The sequence below is a fragment of the Kyrpidia spormannii genome (assembly GCF_002804065.1).
GTDB classification, from domain to species: Bacteria; Bacillota; Bacilli; order Kyrpidiales; family Kyrpidiaceae; genus Kyrpidia; species Kyrpidia spormannii.
Map to the genome: position 1 here is coordinate 1,740,741 of NZ_CP024955.1, position 24,884 is coordinate 1,765,624.

Genomic DNA, 24,884 nt, shown 5'->3' on the forward strand with positions numbered 1-24,884 from the left:
TTTCCCCCTTTCGCGGTCCTGGACCTGGACCTCTTCACACCATCGCTTCAAAGCCCGAGGTCCCCGATAATCGTACGGCAGTCCCCGCCGCCGAAGGATAGTCACCGGGCCCCTCCACCCCTTCATTCCTGACTCCCGCCCCTTCCGTCCCGCGGCCGGCGACCGGTGGCTGGAAACCGGAATGGGGCTGCCCTTGTCCAGTGCCCGTCCCCCCAGTGAACGCGGCACCGGAACCAGTTCCTCCGCTCATGATCGGGGTACCCCCCACGTCCAGGCGTTGGACCGGGATGTGGTTTTGTTGCAAATGGTGAATCAGTTGCATGGATTGTTGCTGAATCATCGCCTGGGTTTCCGGAGAGGCCGCGTGAATCTGCACATGTAACCGGCCTTCCACATCCATGTGGGCAATGACCTGTACCGGCCCGAGATCGGCTGGCACTACCGTCACGCGAAGGGTCGCGCTCTCCCCAGGTCGCCAGGCGCGGTTCGCGAGGTTTGCCCCCACCGCATCAGCCAGTCCTTCACTGGGCACATTCGTCAGGACAGTTGGAGGTTCCTGCATTCCCTGACCTGGAAAAGGCCCCCCGGAGAGTCCTGCGACCAGGGAATCGTCACCTGCCAGTCGCCCGGCCCCCGAGTCAATGGAAACTGCGCGGTGCGAAGGCGCATCCGATGCTGCCTTCGCCGCCTTTGCCTGGAAAGAGCTGTCGCTAAGAAGGTCGGTGCGCCCCTCCCGGGCGGCGAGTGCCTGGACCGTGGGTGGATCCTGCGGAATCCCCCGGCGCCAAGCCTCAACCCCTACCACTGCATTCCCGATATCCTCGGCCCCTTGGAGCTGGGCCGGTCCGCCAAGGCCAATGGCCTTGTGAGTGGCACCTGCTTTCCCCGACTGGTCGATGGTTCCCGGTGAGGCGGTCAAAACCTTCCCACCTTGAGGAAGAGCCCCCACACCCGAGTTCTGCCCGCCCGTTCCTTGCAGCGGGGCGGAAGAAAGGCGGTCTTGGACGGCATTTTTCCGGGTGATCCCCCCTTCCCCCGGTGCCCCCGATCCATCCGGCGCATCGGCGATGGAAGGGCGGTTCTCGGCTTTTCCCTTCTCTGACAAAACGGCAAGTTGAAATGGAGACGGAGCGGATTGAGAGCCCTTGCCAGGCATCGAAGCACTGCCAAGTATCTCCCCGCCTCTTTTCCCTTCACCAGCCCGCACCCCGGACGCCGACGCATGGGATCCAGGGAATACAACGGAGGCGCCTCCGGGATACAGGGGAGAGTTACCCGATTCCTGGACCGCCTCGCCGGGCAATCGTTTCTTCTTCCCGGTGGTCTTTCCGCCCCTTCCCAATTGTCCTTTTCCCGGCAAATGACTCTCTAACACCCGGGTAAAGCGGCGCGCCCCTTTCACCTGGGACTCCGCTGGATCGTGTGGAACCCCCGCACCGATCGCCGCCGACGACTTTCCCGAGGTAGGCTGGCCCTCCTCCCGGGGCGACCGGATGGTCGCCCCACTGATGGTCGCTTCGCTCATTGACCCGCCCTCCCCATGATCTGAATCACAGCCGCCGCCGTCTTCGGGTCCATTTTCTCAAGGATGGCAGCCCGATCGTCTGTCGATAACCCTTGGAGGGCTGCCGCCGCCTCTTGAGGGGTCATTTGCTGCAAAATAGCCGCGGCCTTCGTGGGCACCATGGACCCGTAAACCTGGTTCACATCCTGGGCGGCACCCGGCTGTGAGGGGACTGGCGCCCCTGAAGCCGTCCCGCCTCCTGCCGCCCCGGATGCAGCTCCTCCCACAGATCCCGGGGGCCCGGGCATTCCCGGGGCCGCCCCTGCCGTCGTCGTCCCCCCGGGGCCCGGAGCCCCCGAGGCCCCGCCCGAGTTCCCGGAGCCTTGGGCAGAAGCCCGGGCTTGTTGTAACTGCCTCTTGGCATCGTCCAACTGGGCTTGCAGCGCACTCACCTGGGCCCGAAGCGCATCGATTTCCGCTTGGGCGCCCGCCGCCGGAGCTGATCGGTTCGTTGGGAACAACCCTTGCACCACGCCGAGAGCCGTATTTTTGACCCGGGTGACGACGGGAAAACCGAGGAGGGAGAGGACGATACCAGAGATCAACAAGGTGAGCACCAGGGCCATGGCGGCCACGGCGATCATCCATCGGAGGGAAAGCCGCGCCGTCATCCTTCCCCACGCTCCCCGGCCAGGCGAAGCAGAAATGCTTCCTCCCGGTCCTTTTCTTCACGTCGCTCCCGGCAGTGCCGCTCTTCTTCGGCTGCGCGTTCCTCCAACATTCCCCACGTCTTTGCCCACTTCCACTGGTCTAAAGTTGCTTCTCGGCACTGTTCCACTTTCCGCTCTGCCGCATCCAGCTGGTTTCCCAGTTCTGCAACTCGACCGGCGACAAAGGCTGCCCAATGTTGCCATAAGGTCCATTCCGCCGACGAGATCGACGCCTGGCGGGGGGCTGCCGCCTCCATCAATCTACCGGACCAAGCGTCCCTCGCCTGATGCACAGCGTCCCGGCGTCGGGCGGCCTCCTCCAACTCGCTGACCCGGACCTGAAGCAGTCGCTCTTGCACTTCGCGAACCCGAGCTGCCCGTTTTGCGCTTCTCATCCGCCGCCCTCCTCGTTGAACATCTCCACGAGCTGGCGTACCGCGTCGCCCATGTCACTTCTCACATCGCGATTCTGGGCCAGGTACGCCCACATTCGAGGTCTAAGGCGCAGAGCGGTGTCTACCTCTCGTCGGGTCCCCTCGCGATAGGCACCGATTTGAATCAAATCTTCCGCTTCTTCGTACGCCGCCAACAGGGCTTTAAACCGGGCTGCAGCCCGGATGTGACCTGTCTCCGCCACTTGATTCATGAGGCGACTGGTACTCGCCGTTACATCGATGGCGGGATACAGCCCCTGTTGGGCGATTTTCCTGGATAATACGATGTGACCGTCCAGAATGCCCCGCACGGCATCCGCGATGGGTTCGTTAAAATCGTCCCCTTCCACCAAGACGGTGTAAAAGGCGGTAATCGAGCCGGTACGGGCAGTTCCCGTGCGCTCCAACAGTTTTGGCAGGGCAGCGAAGACCGAAGGGGTGTAGCCCCGGGCGGTGGGGGGTTCGCCGGCGGCCAATCCCACCTCGCGGCAGGCCATGGCAAAACGGGTTACAGAGTCCATCAACAACAGAACCCGTCGTCCCTGGCGCCGGAACCGCTCCGCCATGGCTGTGGCCGTGAGCGCCCCTTTGATCCGCATCAAGGGCGGCTGATCGGATGTCGCAGCCACCACCACCGCCCTTTTTCGCCCTTCTTCATCCAACTCCCGGGCGATAAAATCCTGCACTTCCCTTCCTCGCTCACCAATCAGGCCAATCACCGTCACGTCCGCTTCGGTATAACGGGCGATCATCCCTAAAAGGGTGCTTTTCCCCACCCCACTCCCGGCGAAAATGCCGATCCTCTGGCCTTGTCCCACCGTGAGCAGCCCGTCGATCGCCCTCACGCCCACGGACAAGGGCTGGTTCACCGGGGTTCGAGCCATGGGTGGCGGGGGAGGCTGCTCGATGGGATCTTGAAATTCCCCCGCCACCGGCCCGAGCCCGTCGATGGGCCGGCCGAGTCCGTCGAGAACCCGCCCCAAAATGCCCGGCCCAGTGGGTACCCGGAGGCCTTCGGACACCACCTTCACCACGGCGCCGTTGTGGATGCGGTCCAGGTCGGAGAAGGGCATCAGAATGAGCCGGCGGTTCCGGAAGCCCACGACCTCCGCAAAACGCGGCCCGGCGTCCGTTTCAATCGAGCAGAGATCTCCCACCCGCGCCACGGGACCGTTCGATTCCACCGTCATGCCTACCGCTTGGGCGACCCGCCCGGAAACCCTCCACAGGGGGGAGCGGCGAAGAGTTTCGCAATACGCGTTGGTGTCCCAACTTTCCTGCACCGGCTTTCACCCCGCTTGGCGAGCCCGGGCCCGGATTAGAGCCGCCGCTTCCTCCAGGGCTGTATCCACCCGGGCGTCGATTTCTCCGCCGGAGGAGGAAACCACCACATCTCCGGGACCGAGGCGAGCGTCGGCGACGATTTTCACCCCGCCATCCCCGTAACCCAGCCGCCCGGCGTCCAACTTGTCCACATCCCCGGGATACACTCGCACCACAACATCCTCGGCGGGCAACAGGCTCGCCACCGCCTCTTCGGCCACCGCGTGGACGAAGCTTCGATCCACTTCCACAAGTCCCCGGACCACGCGCTGGGCGACCGCCACCGCCACCTCCGCCACGTGCGCCTCGGTGACCTCCGCCAGGCGTTTCCGTTCGGCCTCCACTTCCAAGCGCAGGGCTTCCAGCCTTTTCATCCGCTCCTCATACTCGACCTGGGCTTTTCGCAGGCCTTCCTCCCTGCCCTCTTGAAACCCTTCCTCCCATGCCTTCTGATGAGCGGCCTGGCGTTCGCGTTCAATCTCCCGGCGCGCTGCCTCGACCAGATCACGGGCTTCGGCTTGAGCCTTAACCAGCACTTCGGCCGCCTGGCGCCTGGCCGCTTCCAGTTCCTCTGCAGCCAGGCGGCGAAGGCGTTCTGCCACCTGAAGGGCCTCTTCAGCGGGTTCCGGACGGCCGTCGCGTGGAGCGGGATTCCCGAGGACCACCGGATCCGCAGCCAACAGTTGAGCCACCGCCGATTTCACTACTCTAGACGACAATGTCGTCCCCTCCTCGCCCGATGATGATCTCCCCACTTTCTTCTAGGCGGCGTACGACACCGACGATCCGCTGTTGGGCCTCTTCCACGTCCCTGAGGCGAACAGGCCCCATGTATTCCATGTCCTCCCGAAAGGTCTCCGCCATGCGTTTGGACATGTTTCGGAAAATCGCCTCTTTCACGGTATCGCTGGCGACTTTGAGGGCGAGGGCCAGGTCGTTGGCATCCACGTCCCGGATGATGCGCTGGATCGCCCGGTTGTCCAAGAAAGCGATATCTTCGAAGATGAACATCCGCTTCTTGATCTCTTCGGCCAAATCCGGATCCCTCATCTCCAGCGCTTCCAGGATCGTTTTCTCTGTTCCCCGGTCGACCCCGTTGAGGATCTTTACCAAGGCGTCGATCCCACCCCCCGGAGTAAAATCTCTCACCGAAAGGGCGGAAAGTTTACTCTCCAGGGTGCGCTCCACCTGATCCAGCACTTCCGGGGACGTACTCTGCAAAACCGCCAACCGCTGGGCAACTTCCACCTGGGATTCCGGTGGAAGGGCCGAGAGGATCAAGGACCCCTGTTCCGGCTCCAGATATGACAACACCAACGCAATGGTCTGGGGATGTTCGTTTTGGATAAAATTCAAAATCTGCGTCGGATCTGCCCGCCGGGCGAAATCAAAGGGCCGCACCTGAAGGGAAGCCGTGAGCCGGTTAAGAATTTCCACGGCGCGCTGCTGGCCCAGTGCCTTCTCCAACACTTCCCGGGCGTATTCAATTCCACCTTTGGTGATGTACTCTTTCGCTTTATAAACCTGGTGGAATTCCTCCAGGACCAGATCTTTATAACGCCAATCCACCTTGTGGAGATTCGCCATCTCTAAGGTCAGTTGTTCGATTTCGTCGTCGCGCAGATGCTTCATCACCTGGGCCGCCGTCTCCGGTCCCAAGGTGATCATCAACACCGCCGCCTTCTCTTTTCCGCTCAACCCTGCGGATCGTTGCATGACAACCTACTCCTCCGCCAACCAGGTCCGAAGCAGTTCGGCAAACTCCTCAGGCCGGGTTCTGGCCAACTGCTCCACCTCCCTGCGCCGCTGTTCTGCCTCGGGCAGTTCACTCTCCTCAAGCAACGACGGCGCCGGAATTACAGGTTCTGGGACACCCTCCTCTTCCACCCGCCGCCGCCTCAGAGCAAACCAGATTCCCATGGCCGCAGCCACTGCGGCGAAAGTCCCGATGGCCCATCCGTATCGCGTCCACCAACCAACCTGGGGCGCCGGCTGAGCAGCCTGAAAGGGCATACCCGTTACCGTCACCTTCTGATCCTGGGTGCCGTCGTTCGGATAGCCCACCGCTGTGAGCACATAGTTCCGGATCTGCTGGACCTGCAAGGGAGTGGGCTGGCCGTTCACCAATACGGAGACAGTCAAATCCTGAAGCGTAAAGGGCTGGCCCACCCGTTCGGTGACGATTTTGGATACCTCATAATTGATCGTCTGCTGGGATTCGTCATAGGTTCCGTTCCCCGTGGCCCCTTGGTACGTGGGGGGAGCTCCAGTGGCCATGCCCCCCGCCGTCGCCGTGCCCGGAGCCCCTCCGACCCCGGTCCCCGTAGCGGACTTGGTGGATTTCTGGACACTGATCGGCACGCCGTTCTGGCCCACCACGGGCCGGACATCGCTTTGGGTGGATTTTACCTGGTCAAAATTCAGCTTGGCGTTGGCCAGGACCACGACATTCCCCGGCCCGAGAATCTTTCCTAGGGCCGACTGCAGCCGATCGGAGATAAGCTGTTCGTATTGTTTTTGAATCAGGATCTGTCGATCGGCATTGCTCACCGCGGTCCCGGCGTCTTCTGGGTGGTCGAGGCGGACGCCGTTTTGATCCACCACCGCCACGTCTGTCGCGTTCAGCCCTTTCACCGAATGGGAGACCAGTTGTTGAATGCCCGCCACTTGGTCGGGGCCCAGTTGAGCGCCCGGGGCGATCTTGAGAAACACCGAAGCTTTCGCCTGGCCCACAGGCTGTTCCACAAACATGTGCTGTTCGGGCATGACCAAGTGAACCTGTACATCCTCGACTCCATCGATCTGCCGGATGGTTCCGGCAAGGCTCCCTTCCAGAGCCATGAGAGATTTGACGTTAAATTCGTTGTCACTCATCCCCCCAATATTGGTGTTGCCGAACAAATCCTCGTAACCGACATAACCCGACTTCGGCAATCCGGCGATGGCCAGTTGCATGCGGGCTCGGTCGGCGTCTTGCTCGGGAACCATAACCTGACCGCCGGAGGTCCGGTAAGGAATCTTCAATTCGTCCAGTTTGTTGGTCACCTCTCCGGCGGCCTTCGCATCTAGATTTTGATAAATCACCACATAGCGAGGTGCGAGGGCATACCAGGAGAGAGCGACGAGTAGCACCAGGCCCGCCGCGGCGCCGGCAATCAGCCAGCGCCGCCGCTTGGGGTCCAGTTCCCGCCACATCGTCCGGGCCTGTTCCAGCCATCGGCGCACTTGTGGATTCATACCCTCACCCCGCCCAAGCGTCGATTAGATCTGCATCCGCATGATGTCTTGATAGGCGGCCAATGCCCGGTCCCGGATCTGAACCACCGTCTGCAGGGCCAAGTACGCCTGCTGGGCCGCGATCATGACATCGTGAACATCGGGCCCCTGGCCAGCCACGAATTGAGCGACAATTTGATCGGCCCGCTGTTGCAAAGCGTCGACCTGATCCAGCGCCCGGCCGAACAGCTCGCCGAATCCCCCGGAAGGGCTCGACGGCTGGGGGGTCGACGAAGTCGCGGGCGGGAGGGCGGCAGACACTGATCCGATGGCATTCGCCGGTGTAACCATGCGTCAACCCCCCCTACGCGCGGCCAAGGTCCAGGGCCTTGACCGCCATCATCTTCCCGGCATCGAGCGCCGTCACGTTCGCTTCGTAAGCCCGGGAAGCGGAAATCAGATCAACCATCTCCGTGGCCACGTCGACATTGGGCAACTGGACATAGCCGTACAACGGGCTGGCGGGGTTCTGGACCGCATCGGGATTCGATGGATCGTACCTCAGTTGAAAAGGGCTGGGATCCTCGACGATGGCACTCACCCGCACCCCTGCCGAAACGCCAGGCCCCCCCGCCGATGCCAAGGCCGCTGCGAAACTGCCCGGGGCGGGCTGGGGCTCCATGATCACCATTCTCCGCCGATACGGTCCCGGCGTGCCGTCCGGCCTGCGGGTGGTATCGGCATTCGCGATGTTGCCCGCAATGACGTCCATGCGCAGGCGCTGGGCGGACAGGCCGGAGCCGCTGATGGCGAACGTGTCTTGCCAAGCCATGAAATCTTACCTCCCATTCAAAGCGTACCGAAGCATGGCGAATTGGAGATTGACGTCCTGCAGCAAGGTCAAGTATTCCGTCTGGTTCGCTGCTAATTCGGTCATCTCCCGATCCATATCCACGTTGTTCCCGTTCGTGCTATAAACCGTTTGATTGTCCACCGTCGTCTCGGGACGGACCTGAGACAAGGGCGGCGGCCCGATAATAAAATGGCGGGGATCGGTACGGAAACCGGCCAATGGGGCCGGCTGGGCTAACGCCTGGGCAAAGATGTCCTCGAACCGGACGTCCTGGCGTTGGTAGCCCGGCGTATCGACGTTGGCGACGTTGTCAGCGATGAGTTTCTGACGGAGGGCCGTCGCATCCAACGCCTGAGGCAGCCACTGCATGGCGCCTGTGGAAAACAGTTGCACGCCTCACCCCTCCTTGACGAAAGTCATCATAAGTTTCGTCAGTCCGCCAGAGATTCCTGCTCTCCGGGGCAAAAAGAAAGCACCCTTTCGGGTGCCGGAATCAAAGGAAGAGACGGCCATGGGATTACCGGTTCTTCACGCGCTCCAACTCGGGAAGCAGCTTATCGTTCAAAATCTTGATGTAGGTCCCTTTCATCCCCAGGGACCTGGACTCAATCACCCCGGCGCTCTCCAACTTCCGCAGGGCGTTGACGATGACCGAACGGGTGATACCTACCCGATCGGCGATTTTGCTGGCGACCAGGAGGCCTTCTTTCCCGTCGAGCTCTTCAAAAATGTGTTCCACCGCCTCCAGTTCACTGTAAGACAGCGAGTCGATGGCCATCTGGACAATCGCCTTGTTGCGCATCTCCTCCTCCATCTCTTCGGAATGAGCCCGGAGAATCTCCATTCCCACCACCGTGGCGCCGTACTCGCCGAGCAACAAATCATCCTCTTCGAAAGCCTTGTTAAATCGGGCGAGAATCAGGGTTCCCAGCCGATCCCCGCCGCCGACGATGGGCACGAGGGTGGTGTACCGCTCCGGAAACAGGCGATTCATCTGCTCGGTGAATACCGCAAAGGGCTGAGGGTCGTCCACGTTGGGAGCTGTGCGCTCGTGGCGAAGCAGATAATCGTTGTAATCCAGAGGGAAACGCCGCTGTTGAACGATCTCGCTGTCGTTCACACTGCCCTCGAACTCGGAAAGGATCCCGTAGCCCAGAATTTTTCCGGACCGGCTGACCACAAACACGTTGCTCTCGATGACGTCCCGCAGCACCTGGGCCATCTCCATAAAATCCACGTGCTGCCCGGCCGACCGCTGTAACAATCGATTGATCCGCCTGGTTTTGCTGAGTAGATCCATCTGTACATCCTCCTTACGCCCGGTTACAAAATGTACTGGCTCAAATCTCGATCTCCCGCGATGCTCGCCAACTTTTCATCCACATATTCGGGCGTTATTTCAATTTTGTCCAAAAATATGTCTGGAGCTTCAAAAAACAGGTCTTCCATCAATTTTTCCATCAGGGTGTTCAATCGCCGCGCACCGATATTTTCCGTCTGTTGGTTGACGGCCGCAGCCAATTCCGCAAGTCTCTGGACGGCCGCATCGGTGAACACCACGTTGACCCCCTCCGTGGCGAGAAGGGCCGTGTACTGCTTGATGAGCGCATGGCGAGGCTCCGTCAGAATCCGCCGAAAGTCATCGGCACTCAGGCTGTGCAGCTCGATCCGGATGGGAAAGCGTCCCTGTAGTTCTGGGATCAAATCGGACGGTTTCGACATATGAAATGCACCCGCAGCGATGAACAGAATGTGGTCCGTCTTGACTGGCCCGTATTTTGTCATGACCGTCGAGCCCTCGACGATGGGGAGAATGTCCCGTTGCACCCCCTCCCGGGAAACATCCGGGCCATGGCGGTCTTTCCCTGCGATTTTATCGATTTCGTCGATAAAAATAATCCCCGACTGCTCAGCCCGGTGCACCGCTTCCGCCTGCACCTCGTCCATGTCGATTAGCTTTTGCGCCTCCTGTTGGGTGAGAATGTGCCGGGCTTCGCGAACCGTCACTTTGCGCTTGCGCTTTCGCCGGGGCAGTATCTGCCCGAGAAGATCCTGAATCTGCATCCCCATCTCTTCAAACTGTCCGGTCGCCCCCACGTCCAAAAAGGGCAAGGTGCTGTCTTCAACCTCGATCTCGATCACCTGATCCTCCAGTTTTCCGGCGGCCAGGCGCCTCGCCACCTCCTCCCGGCGGGCAGTGTCTTTCGGATCCGGTTCCCGGGGGCTGCTCTGCTCCTGGCCGGGGTTGAACAACATCTCAAGGGGGTTGCGAAACCCCTTGGATCCGTCCCCTTCATGAGCCAGGAGCGAAATCAATCGCTCTTCCGCCGCCTTGCGCGCCTCCACTTCGACCTCGGCCATCCGCTCCTGGCGTACCATGCGGATCGCCGTCTCCACCAGATCCCTCACCATCGAGTCCACGTCCCGGCCGACGTACCCCACCTCGGTGAATTTCGTCGCCTCCACCTTCACAAAGGGCGCGCGCACCAACTTCGCCAGACGCCTGGCCAATTCCGTTTTGCCGACCCCGGTTGGCCCGATCATGAGGATATTCTTCGGTACGACCTCCTCCCTCATCTCATCAGGCAGCCGGTTCCGGCGATACCGATTCCTCAGAGCCACGGCGACGGCGCGTTTGGCTTCCCTTTGCCCCACGATGTACTTGTCGAGCTCCGCGACGATCTGTTTGGGCGTCAACTGGGCGTCCTCCATGGCCTTCCCTCCTATTCGAGCTCCTCGACGACGAATCGGTCGTTCGTGTAGACGCAGATCTCCGACGCGATGCGCATGGCTTCCAGGGCGATCTCCCGGGGCGACAGGCCCGCAGCATGCCGCTTCAAGGCTCGCCCCGCCGCCAGGGCGTACACCCCCCCGGAACCCACAGCCAGGATCCCGTCGTCCGGCTCAATGACCTCCCCGCTGCCCGAGAGCAGCAAAAGGTGCTCCCGGTCGCACACCACCAGCATCGCTTCTAATCGCCGAAGCACCCGGTCGGTCCGCCACTCTTTCGCCACATCCACCGCCGCCCGGGGCAAATTGCCGCTGTGGCTATCCAAGCTCGCTTCGAACCGTTCGAAAAGGGCCAGGGCGTCCGCCACCGAGCCGGCAAAACCGGCCAAGACTCTTCCCTGGTAAAGACGCCTGACCTTTTTCGCCCCGTGTTTCAGCACGGTGGCATCGCCCATCGTGACCTGCCCGTCCCCCGCCATCACTGCGTGCCCGCGGTCCAGTATGGCAAAAATGGTCGTTCCATGCAACTGGGTCATCCAAACTTCCTCCTTAGGCCCGGGGATGAGCGTGGAGATATACCTGAAGCAATCGTTCCCGGGTGGTATGCGTATAGATCTGGGTCGATCTGAGGCTGGCATGCCCGAGCAATTCCTGAACCGCCCGGAGATCCGCTCCGGCATCCAGCAGATGGGTGGCGAAAGTATGCCTCAGCACGTGGGGACTGATCTTGTGGTAGCCCGCCACCCGCGCCATGTGCCGGTCCACGATCCGGCGGACGCTCCGGTCGCTGAGAGCACCCCCGCGATAATTCAGGAATACCGGATCCCCTGGCCCCGGGCATGCTCCCGCCAAAGCCGGCCACCCCACCTCCAAATACCGGGTTAAAGCCCGGGCCGCCGAGCGGCCAAACAGGACATACCGCTCTTTCCCTCCTTTCCCGTGGATCAGCGCCCGCTGACCAGCTATGTCGACATCCCCCACACGAAGGGCCACCGCTTCCCCCACCCGGACCCCCGTGGCGTACAGCCACTCCAACAACGCCCGGTCTCTCTGTCCGAGAGCCGTATTCGGATCAGGCGACGCCAGGAGGTGGAACACCTCTTCAACATCCATAAAATTGGGAATTCTTTTCTCCTGTTTGGGTGTCGCCACGGGTTCCAGAGGGCTCTCCCGCACTTCGTCCTCCCGAAGAAAAAACCGATACAGCGTCCGATACGCGGACAGCATCCTCGCCACCGAGCGCCGGGACAACCCCCGGTCCCACAACTCCGCCAAAAAATCCCGGATCCGTACCGGGGTCAAGAGATCCCATCCGCCGATGCCCTGTGCCTGCATCCATTCGAGCAGCTGGCCGACATCGCCCATGTAAGCTCGAACGGTACGTGGGGACAATCGCCGTTCGGACTCCAGATACACCCGAAATTCCTCCACAGCCCTATCGGCCCGGGAACAATCCGCCCCCATGGATCTCCCCCCTTTCTCGTGAACCCATTTATCCGGCGAGATTCAATCGATTCACGCCCATAAAGGCCGCCAAAGTGGCCAAAGCCCGCTCGCTGGTGGCCAGATGTCGCCTGGCCTTTTCCCGAACAGGCGGATTAAGGGGCGGAAGCAGTCCAAACGTCGCATTCATGGGCTGAAAATTGTCAGGGTCCGCCTCGGTGATATACCGGGCGAGGCTCCCCATCGCCGTCTCCGGCGGCCAGGTCAACGGATCCTCTCCCCTGGCCAGGCGTCCCGCATTGATCCCCGCAATCAGCCCCGATGCGGCAGACTCCACGTACCCTTCCACACCTGTGATCTGTCCTGCAAAAAACAACGTCTCTCGCCGGCGGGTTTGATACGTTGGCAAAAGCAACCTGGGAGAATTGAGATAGGTGTTGCGGTGCATCACCCCGAAACGCGCGAACTCCGCTTCCTCCAGCCCAGGAATGAGGCGAAACACCCGGGACTGCTCTCCCCACCGCAGGTGTGTTTGAAATCCCACTATATTATACAGCGTCGCCGCAGCATTATCCTGCCTCAATTGCACGACGGCAAAAGGCCGTTTTCCCGTGTGCGGATCGATAAGGCCCACCGGCTTCATCGGTCCAAACAGAAGAGTTTGCCGGCCGCGCCTTGCCATCACCTCCACCGGCATGCACCCCTCGAAATAGACCTCTTTTTCAAAATCTCGGAGCGGCGCCGTCTCGGCGGACACCAAGGCCTCATAAAACCGGTCGAATTCATCTTCGGTCATCGGGCAGTTCACATAGGCCGCCTCGCCTTTGTCATACCGGGATGCCACAAAAACTTTCTCCCAATTGATCGATTCCCGGGTGACCACCGGGGCTGCCGCGTCATAGAAATAGAGATACGCTTCCCCGGTCCACCGAGCAATCGTTCGATGGAGTTTCTCCGACGTGAGCGGACCGGTGGCCACTACGCCAATGCCGGGTGGCAGCTCGGTCACCTCTTCTCGCCGGATTTCAATGAAGGGATGGGCTTCAAGCCGCTCCGTCACTGCAGCGGAGAATCTTTCCCGGTCCACCGCCAAAGCCCCCCCGGCCGGCACGGCATGCCGGTCCGCCTCCTCGAGAATGATCGAGCCCAACCGCCTCATTTCTTCCTTTAGGAGTCCAACCGCATTCGTTAGAGCGGCTCCCCGCAAGGAATTGCTACATACGAGTTCCGCGAAGCGGTCCGTGCGATGGGCGGGAGTGAAAACCGTCGGCCGCATCTCGTACAAACGAACGGGCACCCCCTGGCGGGCGATTTGCCACGCCGCCTCCGAACCGGCAAGACCCGCTCCGACAACCGTAACGGGATCCACCCTCATCCCTCCTCACATCGTTTCAACCGCTGACCTACGCCCGGCGGAATTGCCCTTTTCGGCCTTTTCCAGTGCGTTCCCTTTAAAATCGCACTGGGGATTGCTGCATTGGACCGTCTCTTTATCTTTTGCTTTTCGAAGGACAAGGAGGCTTCCGCACCGGGGGCACTTCTCGCCAGTTGGACGATCCCACAAGACAAAATCACAGCTGGGATAGTTTTTGCACCCGTAAAATATTCGCCCCCGCTTTGCCCGGCGTTCTACCAGATCGCCGCCGCACTTCGGGCAAGACACCCCGATCGATTTGAGGATCGGTTTGGTGTTCCGGCACTCCGGGAATCCCGGACACGCAAGAAACTTTCCGAACCGACCGTGCTTATACACCATCCTCCGACCGCACTTCTCACAGATCTCATTCGATTCTTCTTCCTCCAGATGGACGTGCTGCATGGCCTGCTCGGCGAGATCCAATTGTTTTTGAAAATCCTGGTAAAACTCCTCCAACATCTCCACCCAATTGACCCGTCCCTCCCCGACCCCATCCAGTCGCTCCTCCATCTGAGCGGTAAATTCCACGTCGATGATTTCGGGGAAAAACTCCTTGAGAAGTTCCACCACAACCTCTCCGAGTTCTGTAGGAACGAAACGTCGTTCCTGCAGCAATACATACCCCCTTTTCTGGATCGTCTCCAGGGTCGGCGCATAGGTGCTCGGACGCCCGATGCCTAGCTCCTCCATCGTTTTTACGAGACGAGCTTCGGTGTAGCGGGGCGGAGGCTGGGTAAAATGTTGTTTCGGCTCCAGAGCCGGCTCCGGGAGCTCCTGTCCTTGCCGCAGATCGGGCAGGTCGCGGTTCTCTTCTTCTTTGGCATCGTCTTCCCCTTCGACGTACAGGGTCATGAAACCCGGAAACTTCACCTTGGAGCCCGCCGCGCGAAACAAGACATCCCCAGCTTGGATATCCGCCGACACCGTATCCAGAACCGCCGGCGCCATCTGGCTTGCGACAAACCGTTCCCAGATTAACTTGTACAACCGATATTGATCCCGGTTCAAATAGGCCTTGATGGATTCCGGGGTTCGCGCGACCTCAGTGGGGCGCACCGCCTCGTGGGCGTCCTGGGCCCCGGAGCGAGTCTGGTACTGTTTGACCTTTTCCGGGAGATATGCCGCCCCATAAGTCTTTTCTACGTAAGAACGGGCTTGCTCCTGGGCCACCGGCGACACTCGGGTGGAGTCGGTCCGCATGTAGGTGATGAGTCCCACGCTGCCCTCTTTCCCGATCTCGAGGCCTTCATACAACTGCTGGGCCACCGACATCGTCTTTTGGGCGCGAAAGTTGAGTTTCCGCGCCGCCTCCTGTTGCAGGCTGCTGGTTGTAAAAGGCGGCGCCGGATTCCGGCGACGCTCACTTTTACGCACCCCGATCACCGTGAAAGACTGGCCGGATATCCGGGCGAGGATCGCCTTGACCTCCTCTTCGTTCGCCAACTCCACCTTCTGGTCCCCGACTCCGACGAATTTCGCTTCAAACGTCCGACCGTCGACTTTAAAGCGAGCCGTCAGGGTCCAGTACTCTTCGGGCTTGAACTCCCGGATCTCCTTCTCCCGGTCGCATACCAGCCGCAGTGCAACAGACTGGACTCGTCCGGCGCTCAGCCCCTTGCGCACCTTCTTCCACAACAGGGGGCTAATCTTATAACCCACCAGCCGGTCCAGGATCCGCCTGGCTTGTTGCGCGTTTACCAAATCCCGATCGATGGGTCGCGGATGAGCAAAGGCTTCTTGAACCGCTTGTTTCGTAATTTCATGAAAAACAACCCGACACGGCCCATCCGGATTGACATCGAGATAGTTCGCCAAATGCCAAGCGATCGCTTCGCCCTCCCGGTCCGGGTCGGCCGCCAGATACACCCGCTTAACTTTTTTACTGGCATCCCGAAGGGTTTTCAGTACGTCTCCCTTTCCCCGGATGGTGATATAATGCGGTTCAAAATCACGGGCAACATCCACCCCGAGCTTGCTCTTTGGGAGATCCCGAATGTGGCCCATGGACGCTTTAACCATATATCGTTTACCGAGATACTTGCCGATGGTTTTCGCTTTCGCGGGAGATTCCACAATGACGAGGTAATCTGCCACCGCATTCTCCCCCTTTCCCGCTGCAGGGTTCAGACAAAGGGATCGAAAGTCTGATCGCGGTTGCAACCATAGTACCACTCTCCTCCAAAGATATGCAACGCGCGGACATGTCCTGTTCCCTTTCCCACTCCCTGGCGGTTCTGGCCAGCGAAAACCACCCGCAATCGACTTGATCGCCGTTTTCCACGAAACCCCTTAGGGTCATGGGACGCCGCGAAAGAAAGGTTAACCGCGCAAAAAAGGAACAACCCCGTACAATCCCCCGGGTTCGCGGTAGATCCGCCCCGCGAGTTCTAAATCGGTGAGAACCCGGCTGATGTGTTCCAGCCGGAGACCCGTTCGCCTGGCGATGAGGTCCGGCGTGCGGCAACCTTCCTCCAAGGCGGCCAGAACCCGCCCGGAATCTGAGTCCACCGCCCGGCGTGCAATCCGGTTCTCGATTTCGCCATCGGCCGAGGCAGGAAGCGCAGCAGGCCAATGTGGATACTCCGCCGCGACGTCGTCGGGGCTCATCGCCGGTTTAGCTCCGTCCCGGATGAGGAGGTTGGTGCCCCGGCTGGCCTCGATGGCCACAGATCCCGGGACCGCAAATACGTCCCTGCCCTGGTCCAGAGCATGGTCCACGGTCTTCAGGGCTCCACTGGTCACCCCGGCTTCCACCACGAGGACGCCTTCTGACAATCCGCTGATGATGCGGTTGCGAATGGGGAACAATCCCGGCCTGGGCTGACAGTTGGGAGGCTGCTCACTGATCAGCGCCCCGCTGCGCGCCACCGCCGCTGCCAGAGATCGATGCTCCGGGGGATACAGGTGATGAAATCCGCCGGCCAGGACTGCAATGGTCCGCCCTCCCCCTTCCAGAGCCCCCCGGTGGGCTAACCCGTCAATGCCCCGGGCCAAACCGGACACGATCACCACACCGCGCCTTGCCAAATCTGCACTCCACAATCGGGCTACCCGCCGCCCCACCATCGTCGGACGCCGGGTTCCCACAATTGCCAACGCTGGGAGATCGTCCTTGAGAACCCCGGGATTACCCACCCCGTACAATACCCAAGGAGCATCGTGGAGACTTCTTAAGCGCCCCGGGTAATCGGAGTCCAAGAGAGTTGTAGTCCACATGGCGCCATAGGGCGTCCATTCCTCGAGGTCCGCCCCCTTAGGTCCCCGGCGGCGGGCACCTACGATACGGCCAGCCAACATCTTCCCCCTTGGCCCCAGGCCCGAGGCAATCTCCACCTCAGATAGCGCCCAGAGGCTGCGGAACGTCCCGAACTGTTTCTTCCAGACGGAAAGCGTCCCGGGCCCCACCCCCTCCACTCGCGACAAGGTTAAGAGTGCTGCCCGCTCCTCCCGCCACTCATCCGAACCTACTCTCAAACCGCCACCCCCACCCGTTGTCTCTCCCTTGCTCCATTCGACAGGGATTCGGGGGACTCCCTTTATTTAAAAATGTCAAACCGCACACAAAAAAAGAAAACCCCCTTGGAAAAGGGGGTGATTCAACCGCGGGGACCGTGATCAACGAGTTTGCTGGACCGCGGTCTGACACTTCTCGAGCAGGCCCCGTTCCTTCAACACCTCGACCAAAGTTTCCCCCATCTGGGCGGGCGTCGGAGCGACGCGAACACCGCACTCCTTGAGCTTCGCAATCTTTTCCGCCGCGGTGCCCTTCCCGCCGGAGATGATGGCCCCGGCGTGGCCCATGCGCTTGCCTTTTGGAGCTGTGGCGCCGGCGATAAACCCGACCACCGGTTTTTTCATGTTGGCCTTGATCCACTCCGCCGCCTCTTCTTCCGCCGTGCCTCCGATCTCGCCGATCATGATCACAGCCTCGGTCTCCGGATCCTCATTAAACATCTTCAATACATCGATAAAATTCGTCCCGTTCACCGGGTCGCCACCGATGCCTACGGCGGTCGACTGCCCGATGCCCCGGGTGGTCAGCTGGTGGACCGCTTCATAGGTAAGCGTCCCACTCCTGGAGACCACCCCGACGTGTCCGGGCCGATGGATGTAACCAGGCATAATCCCGATCTTGCACTGATCCGGAGTGATCACCCCGGGACAGTTGGGCCCGATGAGCCGCGTCTTCCGGCCTTCCAGGTACCGTTTGACTTTCACCATATCGAGCACCGGAATACCTTCCGTAATACAAATCACCAGCTCCAGCCCCGCATCCGCCGCCTCCATGATCGCATCGGCAGCAAAAGCCGGCGGCACGTAAATCACCGACGCGTTTGCCCCGGTTTCCTTGACCGCCTCCGCCACCGTATCGAATACAGGAACTCCTTCGACCACAGTGCCGCCTTTGCCCGGGGTGACGCCGGCCACAACCTTCGTCCCGTACTCCAACGCTTGTTTTGTATGAAACAATCCCGTAGAACCTGTAATCCCTTGCGTCACGACCTTGGTATTCCGGTCGACCAAGATGCTCATCTTCGTCCCCCCCGCCATCAATGAACCAGCGATACGATTTTCTCCGCCGCGTCAGCCATCGAATCGGCCGGCACGATTTTTAAACCGGACTCTGCCAAAATCTTTTTCCCCAACTCCACGTTCGTTCCTTCCAGCCGTACCACCAGCGGCCGATCCAGCCCCAACTGCCGGGCGGCTTCCACAACCCCGTTTGCAATCACGTCACATTTCATGATGCCGCCAAAAATATTGACCAAGATCCCTTTCACTTTTTCATCCTGAAGAATAATCTTGAAGGCTTCGGTGACCTTTTCGGTACTCGCCCCTCCGCCGACATCGAGAAAGTTCGCCGGTTCTCCCCCGTAATACTTGATGATGTCCATCGTGGCCATGGCCAATCCGGCGCCGTTTACCATACACCCGATGTTGCCGTCCAGCGCAATATAGCTCAAGCCAAATTTCGCGGCTTGTTGCTCGCGGGGATCCTCTTCATCGGGATCCCGCAGCTCCAAAAGTTCTGGGTGGCGAAATAAACCGTTGCTGTCGAAATTGAGCTTGGCATCCAGGGCCAGGATGTTCCCGTCCCCGGTCACCACGAGTGGATTAATTTCCGCCACTGAACAGTCTTTGTCGACAAAAGCTCGGTAAAGTCCAGACATAAATTGAACCGCCTTGTTCACCAGCGGTTTCGGAATATGGATCGCATAAGCCAGTTTGCGGGCTTGGAAGGGCATGAGGCCCACTGCCGGGTCGATGGTCTCCCGAACGATCTTCTCCGGAGTTTTCGCGGCCACTTCTTCGATCTCCATGCCGCCTTCTTCCGACGCCATGATGACAACCCTACCTGTTGCCCGGTCCACCACCAGTCCTATGTAATACTCCTTCTGAATATCGGTCAACTGTTCAATCAACAATCGCTTGACCACTTTCCCCTCAGGCCCGGTCTGGTGGGTCACCAGAGTGGAACCGAGAAGCTGCTGGGCATACTCCCGAACCTGTTCCAGGGATTTCGCCACCTTCACGCCGCCGGCCTTCCCACGCCCTCCGGCGTGAATCTGGGCTTTCACAACCGCTTTGCCCCCAAGACCCTCGGCGATTCGGACCGCCTCTTCGACGCTGAAGGCCACCTGCCCTTGGGGAACGGCGACTCCATATGTTTTGAGGATCGCTTTACCCTGATACTCGTGAATGTTCATTCATGGTCCCCCTTTACGACAAAATGCCCGGGAGAGCGGCCCGCCGCTCCGGCCGGCGCGGGCAGCTTTAACGCGTTTGCTGCTCACATTCATGCCGAACGCGTCTTTGGCACAGATCGCAGATATACGCGCCCCCCTGCTTGGCGATCTGAAGTTGGTCCGCCTGCTGTTCGGACACGACCGAAGTTTGCCCACACAACAAACATCGGACCGTGTATTCACTCACGGCGATCGCCTCCACGCCAAAGGTTCACTTCCGGCACTTAGTATGCGCCGACCGAACTATTCCAACCGGAGACGTACTCCCTTTCAAAACATAGACCATTCCCATCGAGATGACAATGTCTTTCGGCATTGTCGCAATCGCCGCCCAATTCCGCACCCGGGATCCGGCCCACTTTGACCTCAGATTTTTGCGACTCCCACAGGTGACGGGCGATCCATTGGATGCAACGAGGCGAGTTTTGCAATATCCACGTTCCCCCCGCTGACCACGAGCACCACTTTTTTTTGCCGCAACGGGAGAACCTCTTCAAACAAAGCCGCCAGCCCAACAGCGCCGGCACCTTCTACGAGCATTTTCGTCCTTTCCAAAAAAGCGTACATTGCCCGAAGGATAGCGTCATCCGAAACGGTAACCACGTCATCAACAAAACGTTTCACATGATCAAAGGTGAGTTCCCCCGGGGATTTGACTGCGATGCCATCTGCCACGGTGGCAACCCCGGGCAATGTGACCCGACGCCCTTCCCGCAGAGATAAGGCCATGGAGGCCGCCCCCGACGCCTGCACCCCGTATACTGCGGTCTTTGGCCGAAGGGCCTTGAGCGCCGCGGCAATCCCCGCAATCAAGCCTCCCCCGCCCACGGGCACCACCACTGCGTCGACGTCGGGCAAGTCTTCCGCAATCTCCAAGGCAATGGTACCCTGGCCCGCGATCACATCCAGATCATCGAAGGCGTGTACAAAGGTACCCCCCTGCTCGCGACAGAGCCGCTTTGCATGAAGGTGAGCGTCGTCGTAGGTGGCTCCCGCCAACTCCACCCGGGATCCGTATCCCTGAGTGGCCGTGATTTTTGCTTCTGGTGCCCCTTCGGGCATCACAATGGTACAGGGTGCACCAAACCGGGACGCGGCCAGAGCCACCCCTTGGGCGTGATTTCCGGCCGACGCGCTGAAGATGCCCCGGTCCCTGGCTTCCGGCGACAATTTCGCCACTTTATTATAGGCGCCGCGAATCTTGAATGCCCCGGTTTTTTGGAGGTTTTCCAGCTTTAAAAACACCTGGTTGTTCGACATGCGGCTGAACGTCTGGGATTGTTGTAGAGGAAATCGATGTATGACGGGTGCCAACCGCACCGCCGCTTCTTGAACGTCCGTAAGGGTCACGCAATCCCCAACTGGAACACCCCCAATGCGTTTTAAAACCACAAAAAAACCCGCCCCCTCAGGGGCGAGTTGTTACCCGCGGTACCACCCTGTTTGGCCGCCTCCTGGACAAGAGGCCGCCCACTTCTCCCTTCCAAAGCGCCAGACTTCGACGCCCGGCCCCGTAACGCGGGGACGCGGCGACACCTACTGGCCGGGAACACCTCGGCGTTCGGCGCGCACCTCCCGGGGGATTTTCCCTCAGTCTCGAGTGGATCTCCTTCTCAGCAGCCGGAGACTCTCTGGCCACCTCAACTGGGTACTCGACCCGGTCATCGGTTTTTCCGCCAACCTAATTTATGCCATCTTACCACGGTTGCCATGGGATGTCAATGTTTACATTGGACCTTTTTGATTTCAGTCCATTCCCTTTTCCGAGATCTTTTGCTATAATGAAAGCTAAATATAGACTTTACGAATCCGCCACATGCGGGAGGGAGATCCAATGGATTTCTGCTGCGGTATGACCATGGTCGCGTCATTGCAGAATGTCTATGCCGAAGGTCCCGTATTCATCCACGATGTCCCGGTTCTCACGTGTCCGACCTGCAACAGGTGGCACATCGCTCCCGCTGTGTCGTCGGATTTCGCTATGATCGCCCACAACTGTGCCACGGATGGCTTGCGAGAGGCGAATTTTCGCGAATTGGTAGGGGAAGACCGGGTCAAAGAGGTGCTCGACATGTATCCCCCGGACGAACGCGTCTTGTTGGATCGGCGGTATATTCCAGACCAAGTCGATGCGCTACTCGATTTAATTAATTTAGCAAGAGCCACGGGCGACGACACGTGGGAAGAAGAACTTAAAACGCGGCTCAAGGCGATCACCGATACCCCGATCATGCGCACTCCAGACTAAAAGCGCCCCGATGCTCACCCCGAAAGATTCACAGCGCCAAACCGGGCGCTTTTCTTGTGTATCATAAATCGCACCTTACCGGATCGAGCAAACAGATGTTCCGGATCCTCGGCCTCTTTCGTTGACAGTCCTCCGGTGCCCTCCTATACTTAAGGCGATATCTTCGCCGGAAGACTTTTTGTGCCAGTTGATAGAGAGGAGGGCGGGGCCCGCATGAGTGGAATTGCGGATATCGCTGAAAAGGTTCGCCACGGCCAGCGGCTGAGCTTGGAAGACGGATTGCGCCTATATCGACATGACGATCTGCTGGAAATCGGGCGACTGGCTGACGAATACAATCGGCGGCTGAATGAACGTAATGTCTATTTCATACAAAACATGTATATTAATCCCACCAACGTTTGCGAAGCACATTGCGGTTTCTGTTATTACCGCCGGGACCCGGATCAAGAGGGGGCTTATACCATGTCCCCGGATGAGGTCCTTGAGTACGTCAAGGAAAGGTGGACGCCGGGAATTAAAGAGTTCCACATCGTCGGAGGTCATAATCCTACAGTGCCATTTCAATACTACACAGATGTTGTGCGGGCATTAAAGACGGCCTACCCCGATGTGACGATCAAAGCCTACACGGCCGCTGAGGTCGAGTTTTTCCATCGTTTGTCCGGTCTATCGGTTAAAGAGGTCTTGCAAGCTTTAAAAGATGCCGGGCTGGAAAGTATGCCCGGAGGCGGAGCCGAGATTCTCAGCGAACGCTACCGGGAGAAATTGGCCCCTGACAAGGCATCGGTAGAGCAGTGGCTCGACGTTCATCGAATTGCCCATCAACTGGGCATCCGGACCCACGCCACGATGCTGTATGGGTTGATTGAAACGCTGGAAGAACGATTACAGCATATGATCTATATTCGTGAACTCCAGGATGAAACGGGAGGGTTTTTATCTTTTATTCCCTTAGCTGTGCAGCCGAGCCGCAAAACCGCTTCTCTGAAACAGCGGACATCGGCGGATGACGATTTGCGCACCATTGCGGTGAGTCGGTTGATGCTGGACAACGTGCCCCATATTAAGGCATACTGGATCAATATCGGTCCGCGCCTGACCCAGATGGCGGTGTACTTCGGTTCCTCAGATATACACGGGACCTTGGTGGAAGAGCGAATCAGTCACGCCGGCGGGGCACTCACCAGTCAATCTTTGACTCGAGATGAATTGGTTTGGCTGATTAAAGGGGCCGGGCGGATTCCCGTGGAGCGGGATACCTTTTATCGTCCTGTTCGCGTATACTGACGTCCCGGCCAATCGGGCACCGAGTTGCGCCGTTCTCCGAGGCTCCCGGGAGGACGCGCAAGTTCGGATGCCGACTGGATCCCGGTGATGCACCGGCACGAATGAAGGAGGCCTGGGCGTTGAGGATCGGTATGTACGACTCCGGGGTGGGCGGACTGACCGTCTTGGCAGCGTTCGTACGTCACATGCCCGAACATGATTATGTCTACTTTGGCGATACCCTTCATGCCCCCTATGGCGATCGAACCGCAGAAGAGGTACGCGCCCTTTCCTTGGCCGCAGTGAAACAACTGGTGGCCCGGGACATTGACCTCTTGGTCGTGGCCTGCAATACCAGCGCATCCGTGGCCGTGGACACCCTCGTGGATCATTATCCGGATTTGCCTGTACTGACCCTACTGGATGCGGTCGGCCCGGCGGTCCAACATTTCCCCGGGAGAAAAATCGCCCTTCTCGCCACGCGGCGCACCGTAGAAGCGGGGGTTTTTGAAGCCCGACTTCGATCCGCACGACCCGACGCAGCGGTGAGGAGCGTGGCCGCCCCCGCCTTGGTACCGCTGATCGAACGAGGCGTGAAAGATCCTGCGGTTTATGGGCCTTTTTTAGACAGCTATCTAAAACCGCTGGCCACTTGGGGCGCCGAGGTTTTGGTGCTCGGGTGCACCCATTATCCGCTGATCGCCAATCAGATTCAGAGCCGGGTGCCCCACACCCTCCTCATTGATCCCGCGAATCACCTCGCACGGCATGTCGCTGAAAAACAAGACGCTTTTCCCGCGTCGTCCTCATCAGGATCGGTCACGCTGCTGGCCAGTGGGGATGCCACTGTTCTTGACGCATTCTGGAAATCCGTCTCTTCCCAGATCCAGACTGAAGCCTCGGAGGAATATGGCCACATCGGGCTGCGCAGAAAGCCAACCACCTCGGGAGCCAAAGCGGTCACTCACGGTTCTGCGACACCAGGCATGCACCCTTGAAGACCGCCTTCATATGCTATGAGTGCAACACGCGCGGACACTCGGGGGTGAACCAACTGTGGCGCGAATCCAGTGGGAATACGCAAGCTTGGTCAATCATGTCGAGGGGATTCGCAACCAACTGAACAACATGGGACAACAGGGATGGGAACTGGTGTCGATCGTGCCGATACCGGGGCAGTTTCACTGCACTGCAGTTTTCAAGCGGCCCGGAGCGCCCCGAATCACGTCAGTCAAAAAACGCGGCGACGGCAAAACCCGGTAATTCCGACTGCCCCCGCGACGCAGCGGGGGCTACTGTCACCCGTTTGACCGGTTGTGCCGCAAACCCTTCATCACGTCGTCCACGTCAAGACAAGGAACGTGAAGGCGAAACTCCCGCCGCAAGTCCTCTACAATGTACTCCGTTTCATCGGTGACCAGATACGGGGCATTCTCCTCTGCCGCGGCGATGAGACAGTCCAAGAGGTAGTCCTCGTCGATCACTTCCGACAAAGCCTCCGTCGGCAGGAGATCGGAAAAATACGCCCACACCAACTGCAACCTGACCTTGCCGTTAAGAAGCAACGGCTTGCCCCGATAGTAGTCGCCTCCCGCCCGTTCCACCGTTTGGGCCTGCCATCGAATAAAATCGGTGGACAATTGCGGCATCAGCTGGCACAGTGCCGTCATGTCACTTCGTTCGAACTCCCCGGGATCTGGGTGGTTCAGCAGCGAGTCCCAGTAACGAAAAGCCCCTTTATAGACGCTGATCGGCATCACCAGGGTAACGCCCTCGGTGTAGAACAACGGGGGACAATTGCACATAACGTTAATATCCACCACGTACCTTTTTTTAGCCACCAGTTTCCGCTGTCGTTCCAACCGGGATTCCGGCTGCATCTGCTTTTTCCAAAACGATGAAAACCACACCTTGGCAACACCGCACCTTTTCTTAAGTGGAAACCTGAAGGGATTCCCAGCACCATGATTATAACGTGATTCCGGCCTCC

Annotated in this window: 25 protein-coding genes and 1 other annotated feature; of the genes, 4 read left to right on the forward strand and 21 right to left on the reverse strand. The window is 59.5% G+C overall.

Annotated elements, in window-relative coordinates:
* Positions 1–34: 34 nt before the first annotated feature.
* The 20 genes from CVV65_RS08885 to ilvA form a co-directional block, all read right to left on the reverse strand.
* On the reverse strand, positions 35–1,525 hold the full coding sequence (locus tag CVV65_RS08885; protein WP_100667820.1) for a flagellar hook-length control protein FliK: 1,491 nt from the start codon (positions 1,523–1,525) through the stop codon (positions 35–37).
* Positions 1,522–2,175, reverse strand: a complete 654-nt coding sequence (locus tag CVV65_RS08890) for a magnesium transporter MgtE N-terminal domain-containing protein (RefSeq protein ID WP_100667821.1) — start codon at positions 2,173–2,175, stop codon at positions 1,522–1,524. The genes CVV65_RS08885 and CVV65_RS08890 overlap by 4 nt, the downstream gene beginning before the upstream one ends.
* Positions 2,172–2,609 (reverse strand): flagellar FliJ family protein, encoded by a 438-nt coding sequence (locus CVV65_RS08895; RefSeq protein WP_100667822.1) that lies wholly within the window; start codon positions 2,607–2,609, stop codon positions 2,172–2,174. Before CVV65_RS08895 ends, CVV65_RS08890 begins: the two co-directional genes overlap by 4 nt.
* Positions 2,606–3,931 (reverse strand): FliI/YscN family ATPase, encoded by a 1,326-nt coding sequence (locus tag CVV65_RS08900; protein ID WP_100667823.1) that lies wholly within the window; start codon positions 3,929–3,931, stop codon positions 2,606–2,608. Before CVV65_RS08900 ends, CVV65_RS08895 begins: the two co-directional genes overlap by 4 nt.
* A 6-nt stretch (positions 3,932–3,937) precedes the next feature.
* Complete coding sequence (locus tag CVV65_RS08905) at positions 3,938–4,690, reverse strand: FliH/SctL family protein (protein WP_133121266.1); 753 nt, start codon at positions 4,688–4,690, stop codon at positions 3,938–3,940.
* Positions 4,680–5,687, reverse strand: coding sequence for a flagellar motor switch protein FliG (fliG, locus tag CVV65_RS08910; protein WP_100667825.1), 1,008 nt, complete (start codon positions 5,685–5,687; stop codon positions 4,680–4,682). The genes CVV65_RS08905 and fliG overlap by 11 nt, the downstream gene beginning before the upstream one ends.
* A gap of 6 nt (positions 5,688–5,693) precedes the next feature.
* On the reverse strand, positions 5,694–7,208 hold the full coding sequence (fliF, locus tag CVV65_RS08915; RefSeq protein ID WP_100667826.1) for a flagellar basal-body MS-ring/collar protein FliF: 1,515 nt from the start codon (positions 7,206–7,208) through the stop codon (positions 5,694–5,696).
* Positions 7,209–7,232: 24 nt separating this feature from the next.
* A complete protein-coding gene (fliE, locus tag CVV65_RS08920) occupies positions 7,233–7,538 on the reverse strand; it encodes a flagellar hook-basal body complex protein FliE (protein ID WP_100667827.1) in 306 nt (101 codons plus the stop codon).
* Between the two features lie 13 nt (positions 7,539–7,551).
* Complete coding sequence (gene flgC, locus CVV65_RS08925; protein WP_100667828.1) at positions 7,552–8,019, reverse strand: flagellar basal body rod protein FlgC; 468 nt, start codon at positions 8,017–8,019, stop codon at positions 7,552–7,554.
* A 6-nt stretch (positions 8,020–8,025) separates the two neighbouring features.
* The gene (gene flgB / locus CVV65_RS08930) at positions 8,026–8,433 is read right to left on the reverse strand and encodes a flagellar basal body rod protein FlgB (RefSeq protein WP_232059666.1); all 408 of its coding nucleotides are present in this window, start codon (positions 8,431–8,433) and stop codon (positions 8,026–8,028) included.
* A 124-nt stretch (positions 8,434–8,557) separates the two neighbouring features.
* Entirely contained in the window at positions 8,558–9,340 is a 783-nt protein-coding gene (gene codY, locus CVV65_RS08935; RefSeq protein WP_100667829.1) for a GTP-sensing pleiotropic transcriptional regulator CodY, read from the reverse strand.
* 23 nt (positions 9,341–9,363) lie between these two features.
* Complete coding sequence (hslU, locus tag CVV65_RS08940) at positions 9,364–10,752, reverse strand: ATP-dependent protease ATPase subunit HslU (protein WP_100667830.1); 1,389 nt, start codon at positions 10,750–10,752, stop codon at positions 9,364–9,366.
* Positions 10,753–10,763: 11 nt separating this feature from the next.
* Positions 10,764–11,306 carry an ATP-dependent protease subunit HslV gene (gene hslV / locus CVV65_RS08945; protein WP_100667831.1) on the reverse strand — a complete coding sequence of 181 codons (543 nt, stop codon included), beginning with the start codon at positions 11,304–11,306 and terminating at the stop codon, positions 10,764–10,766.
* Positions 11,307–11,319: 13 nt separating this feature from the next.
* Entirely contained in the window at positions 11,320–12,234 is a 915-nt protein-coding gene (locus CVV65_RS08950; RefSeq protein WP_100667832.1) for a tyrosine recombinase XerC, read from the reverse strand.
* 28 nt (positions 12,235–12,262) lie between these two features.
* Positions 12,263–13,588, reverse strand: a complete 1,326-nt coding sequence (gene trmFO / locus CVV65_RS08955) for an FADH(2)-oxidizing methylenetetrahydrofolate--tRNA-(uracil(54)-C(5))-methyltransferase TrmFO (protein ID WP_100667833.1) — start codon at positions 13,586–13,588, stop codon at positions 12,263–12,265.
* Between the two features lie 6 nt (positions 13,589–13,594).
* Positions 13,595–15,724, reverse strand: a complete 2,130-nt coding sequence (gene topA, locus CVV65_RS08960; RefSeq protein WP_100667834.1) for a type I DNA topoisomerase — start codon at positions 15,722–15,724, stop codon at positions 13,595–13,597.
* A 225-nt stretch (positions 15,725–15,949) separates the two neighbouring features.
* A complete protein-coding gene (gene dprA / locus CVV65_RS08965; RefSeq protein ID WP_133121267.1) occupies positions 15,950–17,104 on the reverse strand; it encodes a DNA-processing protein DprA in 1,155 nt (384 codons plus the stop codon).
* A gap of 141 nt (positions 17,105–17,245) precedes the next feature.
* Entirely contained in the window at positions 17,246–18,163 is a 918-nt protein-coding gene (gene sucD / locus CVV65_RS08970; protein ID WP_100669348.1) for a succinate--CoA ligase subunit alpha, read from the reverse strand.
* A 17-nt stretch (positions 18,164–18,180) separates the two neighbouring features.
* Positions 18,181–19,338: an ADP-forming succinate--CoA ligase subunit beta gene (gene sucC, locus CVV65_RS08975; RefSeq protein WP_100667836.1), complete on the reverse strand. Its 1,158-nt coding sequence runs from the start codon at positions 19,336–19,338 to the stop codon at positions 18,181–18,183.
* A gap of 405 nt (positions 19,339–19,743) precedes the next feature.
* Complete coding sequence (gene ilvA / locus CVV65_RS08980) at positions 19,744–20,769, reverse strand: threonine ammonia-lyase (protein WP_100667837.1); 1,026 nt, start codon at positions 20,767–20,769, stop codon at positions 19,744–19,746.
* Positions 20,770–20,784: 15 nt separating this feature from the next.
* Positions 20,785–21,051 (reverse strand) — a binding site (T-box leader).
* A gap of 160 nt (positions 21,052–21,211) precedes the next feature.
* Between ilvA and CVV65_RS08985 the strand changes: the two genes are divergently transcribed.
* The 4 genes from CVV65_RS08985 to CVV65_RS09000 all read left to right on the forward strand — a co-directional run bounded on the left by CVV65_RS08985 (position 21,212) and on the right by CVV65_RS09000 (position 24,157).
* On the forward strand, positions 21,212–21,625 hold the full coding sequence (locus tag CVV65_RS08985) for a hypothetical protein (RefSeq protein WP_100667838.1): 414 nt from the start codon (positions 21,212–21,214) through the stop codon (positions 21,623–21,625).
* 213 nt (positions 21,626–21,838) lie between these two features.
* A complete protein-coding gene (gene mqnE, locus CVV65_RS08990) occupies positions 21,839–22,915 on the forward strand; it encodes an aminofutalosine synthase MqnE (RefSeq protein ID WP_100667839.1) in 1,077 nt (358 codons plus the stop codon).
* A gap of 119 nt (positions 22,916–23,034) precedes the next feature.
* Complete coding sequence (gene murI / locus CVV65_RS08995) at positions 23,035–23,892, forward strand: glutamate racemase (RefSeq protein WP_157935449.1); 858 nt, start codon at positions 23,035–23,037, stop codon at positions 23,890–23,892.
* 58 nt (positions 23,893–23,950) lie between these two features.
* Complete coding sequence (locus tag CVV65_RS09000; RefSeq protein WP_100667841.1) at positions 23,951–24,157, forward strand: DUF4177 domain-containing protein; 207 nt, start codon at positions 23,951–23,953, stop codon at positions 24,155–24,157.
* Positions 24,158–24,192: 35 nt separating this feature from the next.
* Here the strand turns inward: CVV65_RS09000 and CVV65_RS09005 are convergent, their stop codons facing one another.
* The gene (locus tag CVV65_RS09005; RefSeq protein ID WP_100667842.1) at positions 24,193–24,804 is read right to left on the reverse strand and encodes a hypothetical protein; all 612 of its coding nucleotides are present in this window, start codon (positions 24,802–24,804) and stop codon (positions 24,193–24,195) included.
* Positions 24,805–24,884: the final 80 nt, after the last annotated feature.

Bases quoted from the DNA above. Each gene is read 5' to 3' on its own strand.
- fliE (WP_100667827.1), bottom strand. From the start codon at position 7,538: ATGGTTACACCGGCGAATGCCATCGGATCAGTGTCTGCCGCCCTCCCG.
- flgC (WP_100667828.1), bottom strand. From the start codon at position 8,019: ATGGCTTGGCAAGACACGTTCGCCATCAGCGGCTCCGGCCTGTCCGCC.
- CVV65_RS08950 (WP_100667832.1), bottom strand. From the start codon at position 12,234: ATGGGGGCGGATTGTTCCCGGGCCGATAGGGCTGTGGAGGAATTTCGG.
- sucC (WP_100667836.1), bottom strand. From the start codon at position 19,338: ATGAACATTCACGAGTATCAGGGTAAAGCGATCCTCAAAACATATGGA.
- CVV65_RS08895 (WP_100667822.1), bottom strand. From the start codon at position 2,609: ATGAGAAGCGCAAAACGGGCAGCTCGGGTTCGCGAAGTGCAAGAGCGA.
- hslU (WP_100667830.1), bottom strand. From the start codon at position 10,752: ATGGAGGACGCCCAGTTGACGCCCAAACAGATCGTCGCGGAGCTCGAC.
- mqnE (WP_100667839.1), top strand. From the start codon at position 21,839: ATGAGTGGAATTGCGGATATCGCTGAAAAGGTTCGCCACGGCCAGCGG.
- fliF (WP_100667826.1), bottom strand. From the start codon at position 7,208: ATGAATCCACAAGTGCGCCGATGGCTGGAACAGGCCCGGACGATGTGG.
- codY (WP_100667829.1), bottom strand. From the start codon at position 9,340: ATGGATCTACTCAGCAAAACCAGGCGGATCAATCGATTGTTACAGCGG.
- CVV65_RS08985 (WP_100667838.1), top strand. From the start codon at position 21,212: ATGGATTTCTGCTGCGGTATGACCATGGTCGCGTCATTGCAGAATGTC.
- CVV65_RS08890 (WP_100667821.1), bottom strand. From the start codon at position 2,175: ATGACGGCGCGGCTTTCCCTCCGATGGATGATCGCCGTGGCCGCCATG.
- sucD (WP_100669348.1), bottom strand. From the start codon at position 18,163: ATGAGCATCTTGGTCGACCGGAATACCAAGGTCGTGACGCAAGGGATT.
- CVV65_RS08885 (WP_100667820.1), bottom strand. From the start codon at position 1,525: ATGAGCGAAGCGACCATCAGTGGGGCGACCATCCGGTCGCCCCGGGAG.
- trmFO (WP_100667833.1), bottom strand. From the start codon at position 13,588: ATGAGGGTGGATCCCGTTACGGTTGTCGGAGCGGGTCTTGCCGGTTCG.
- fliG (WP_100667825.1), bottom strand. From the start codon at position 5,687: ATGCAACGATCCGCAGGGTTGAGCGGAAAAGAGAAGGCGGCGGTGTTG.
- hslV (WP_100667831.1), bottom strand. From the start codon at position 11,306: ATGACCCAGTTGCATGGAACGACCATTTTTGCCATACTGGACCGCGGG.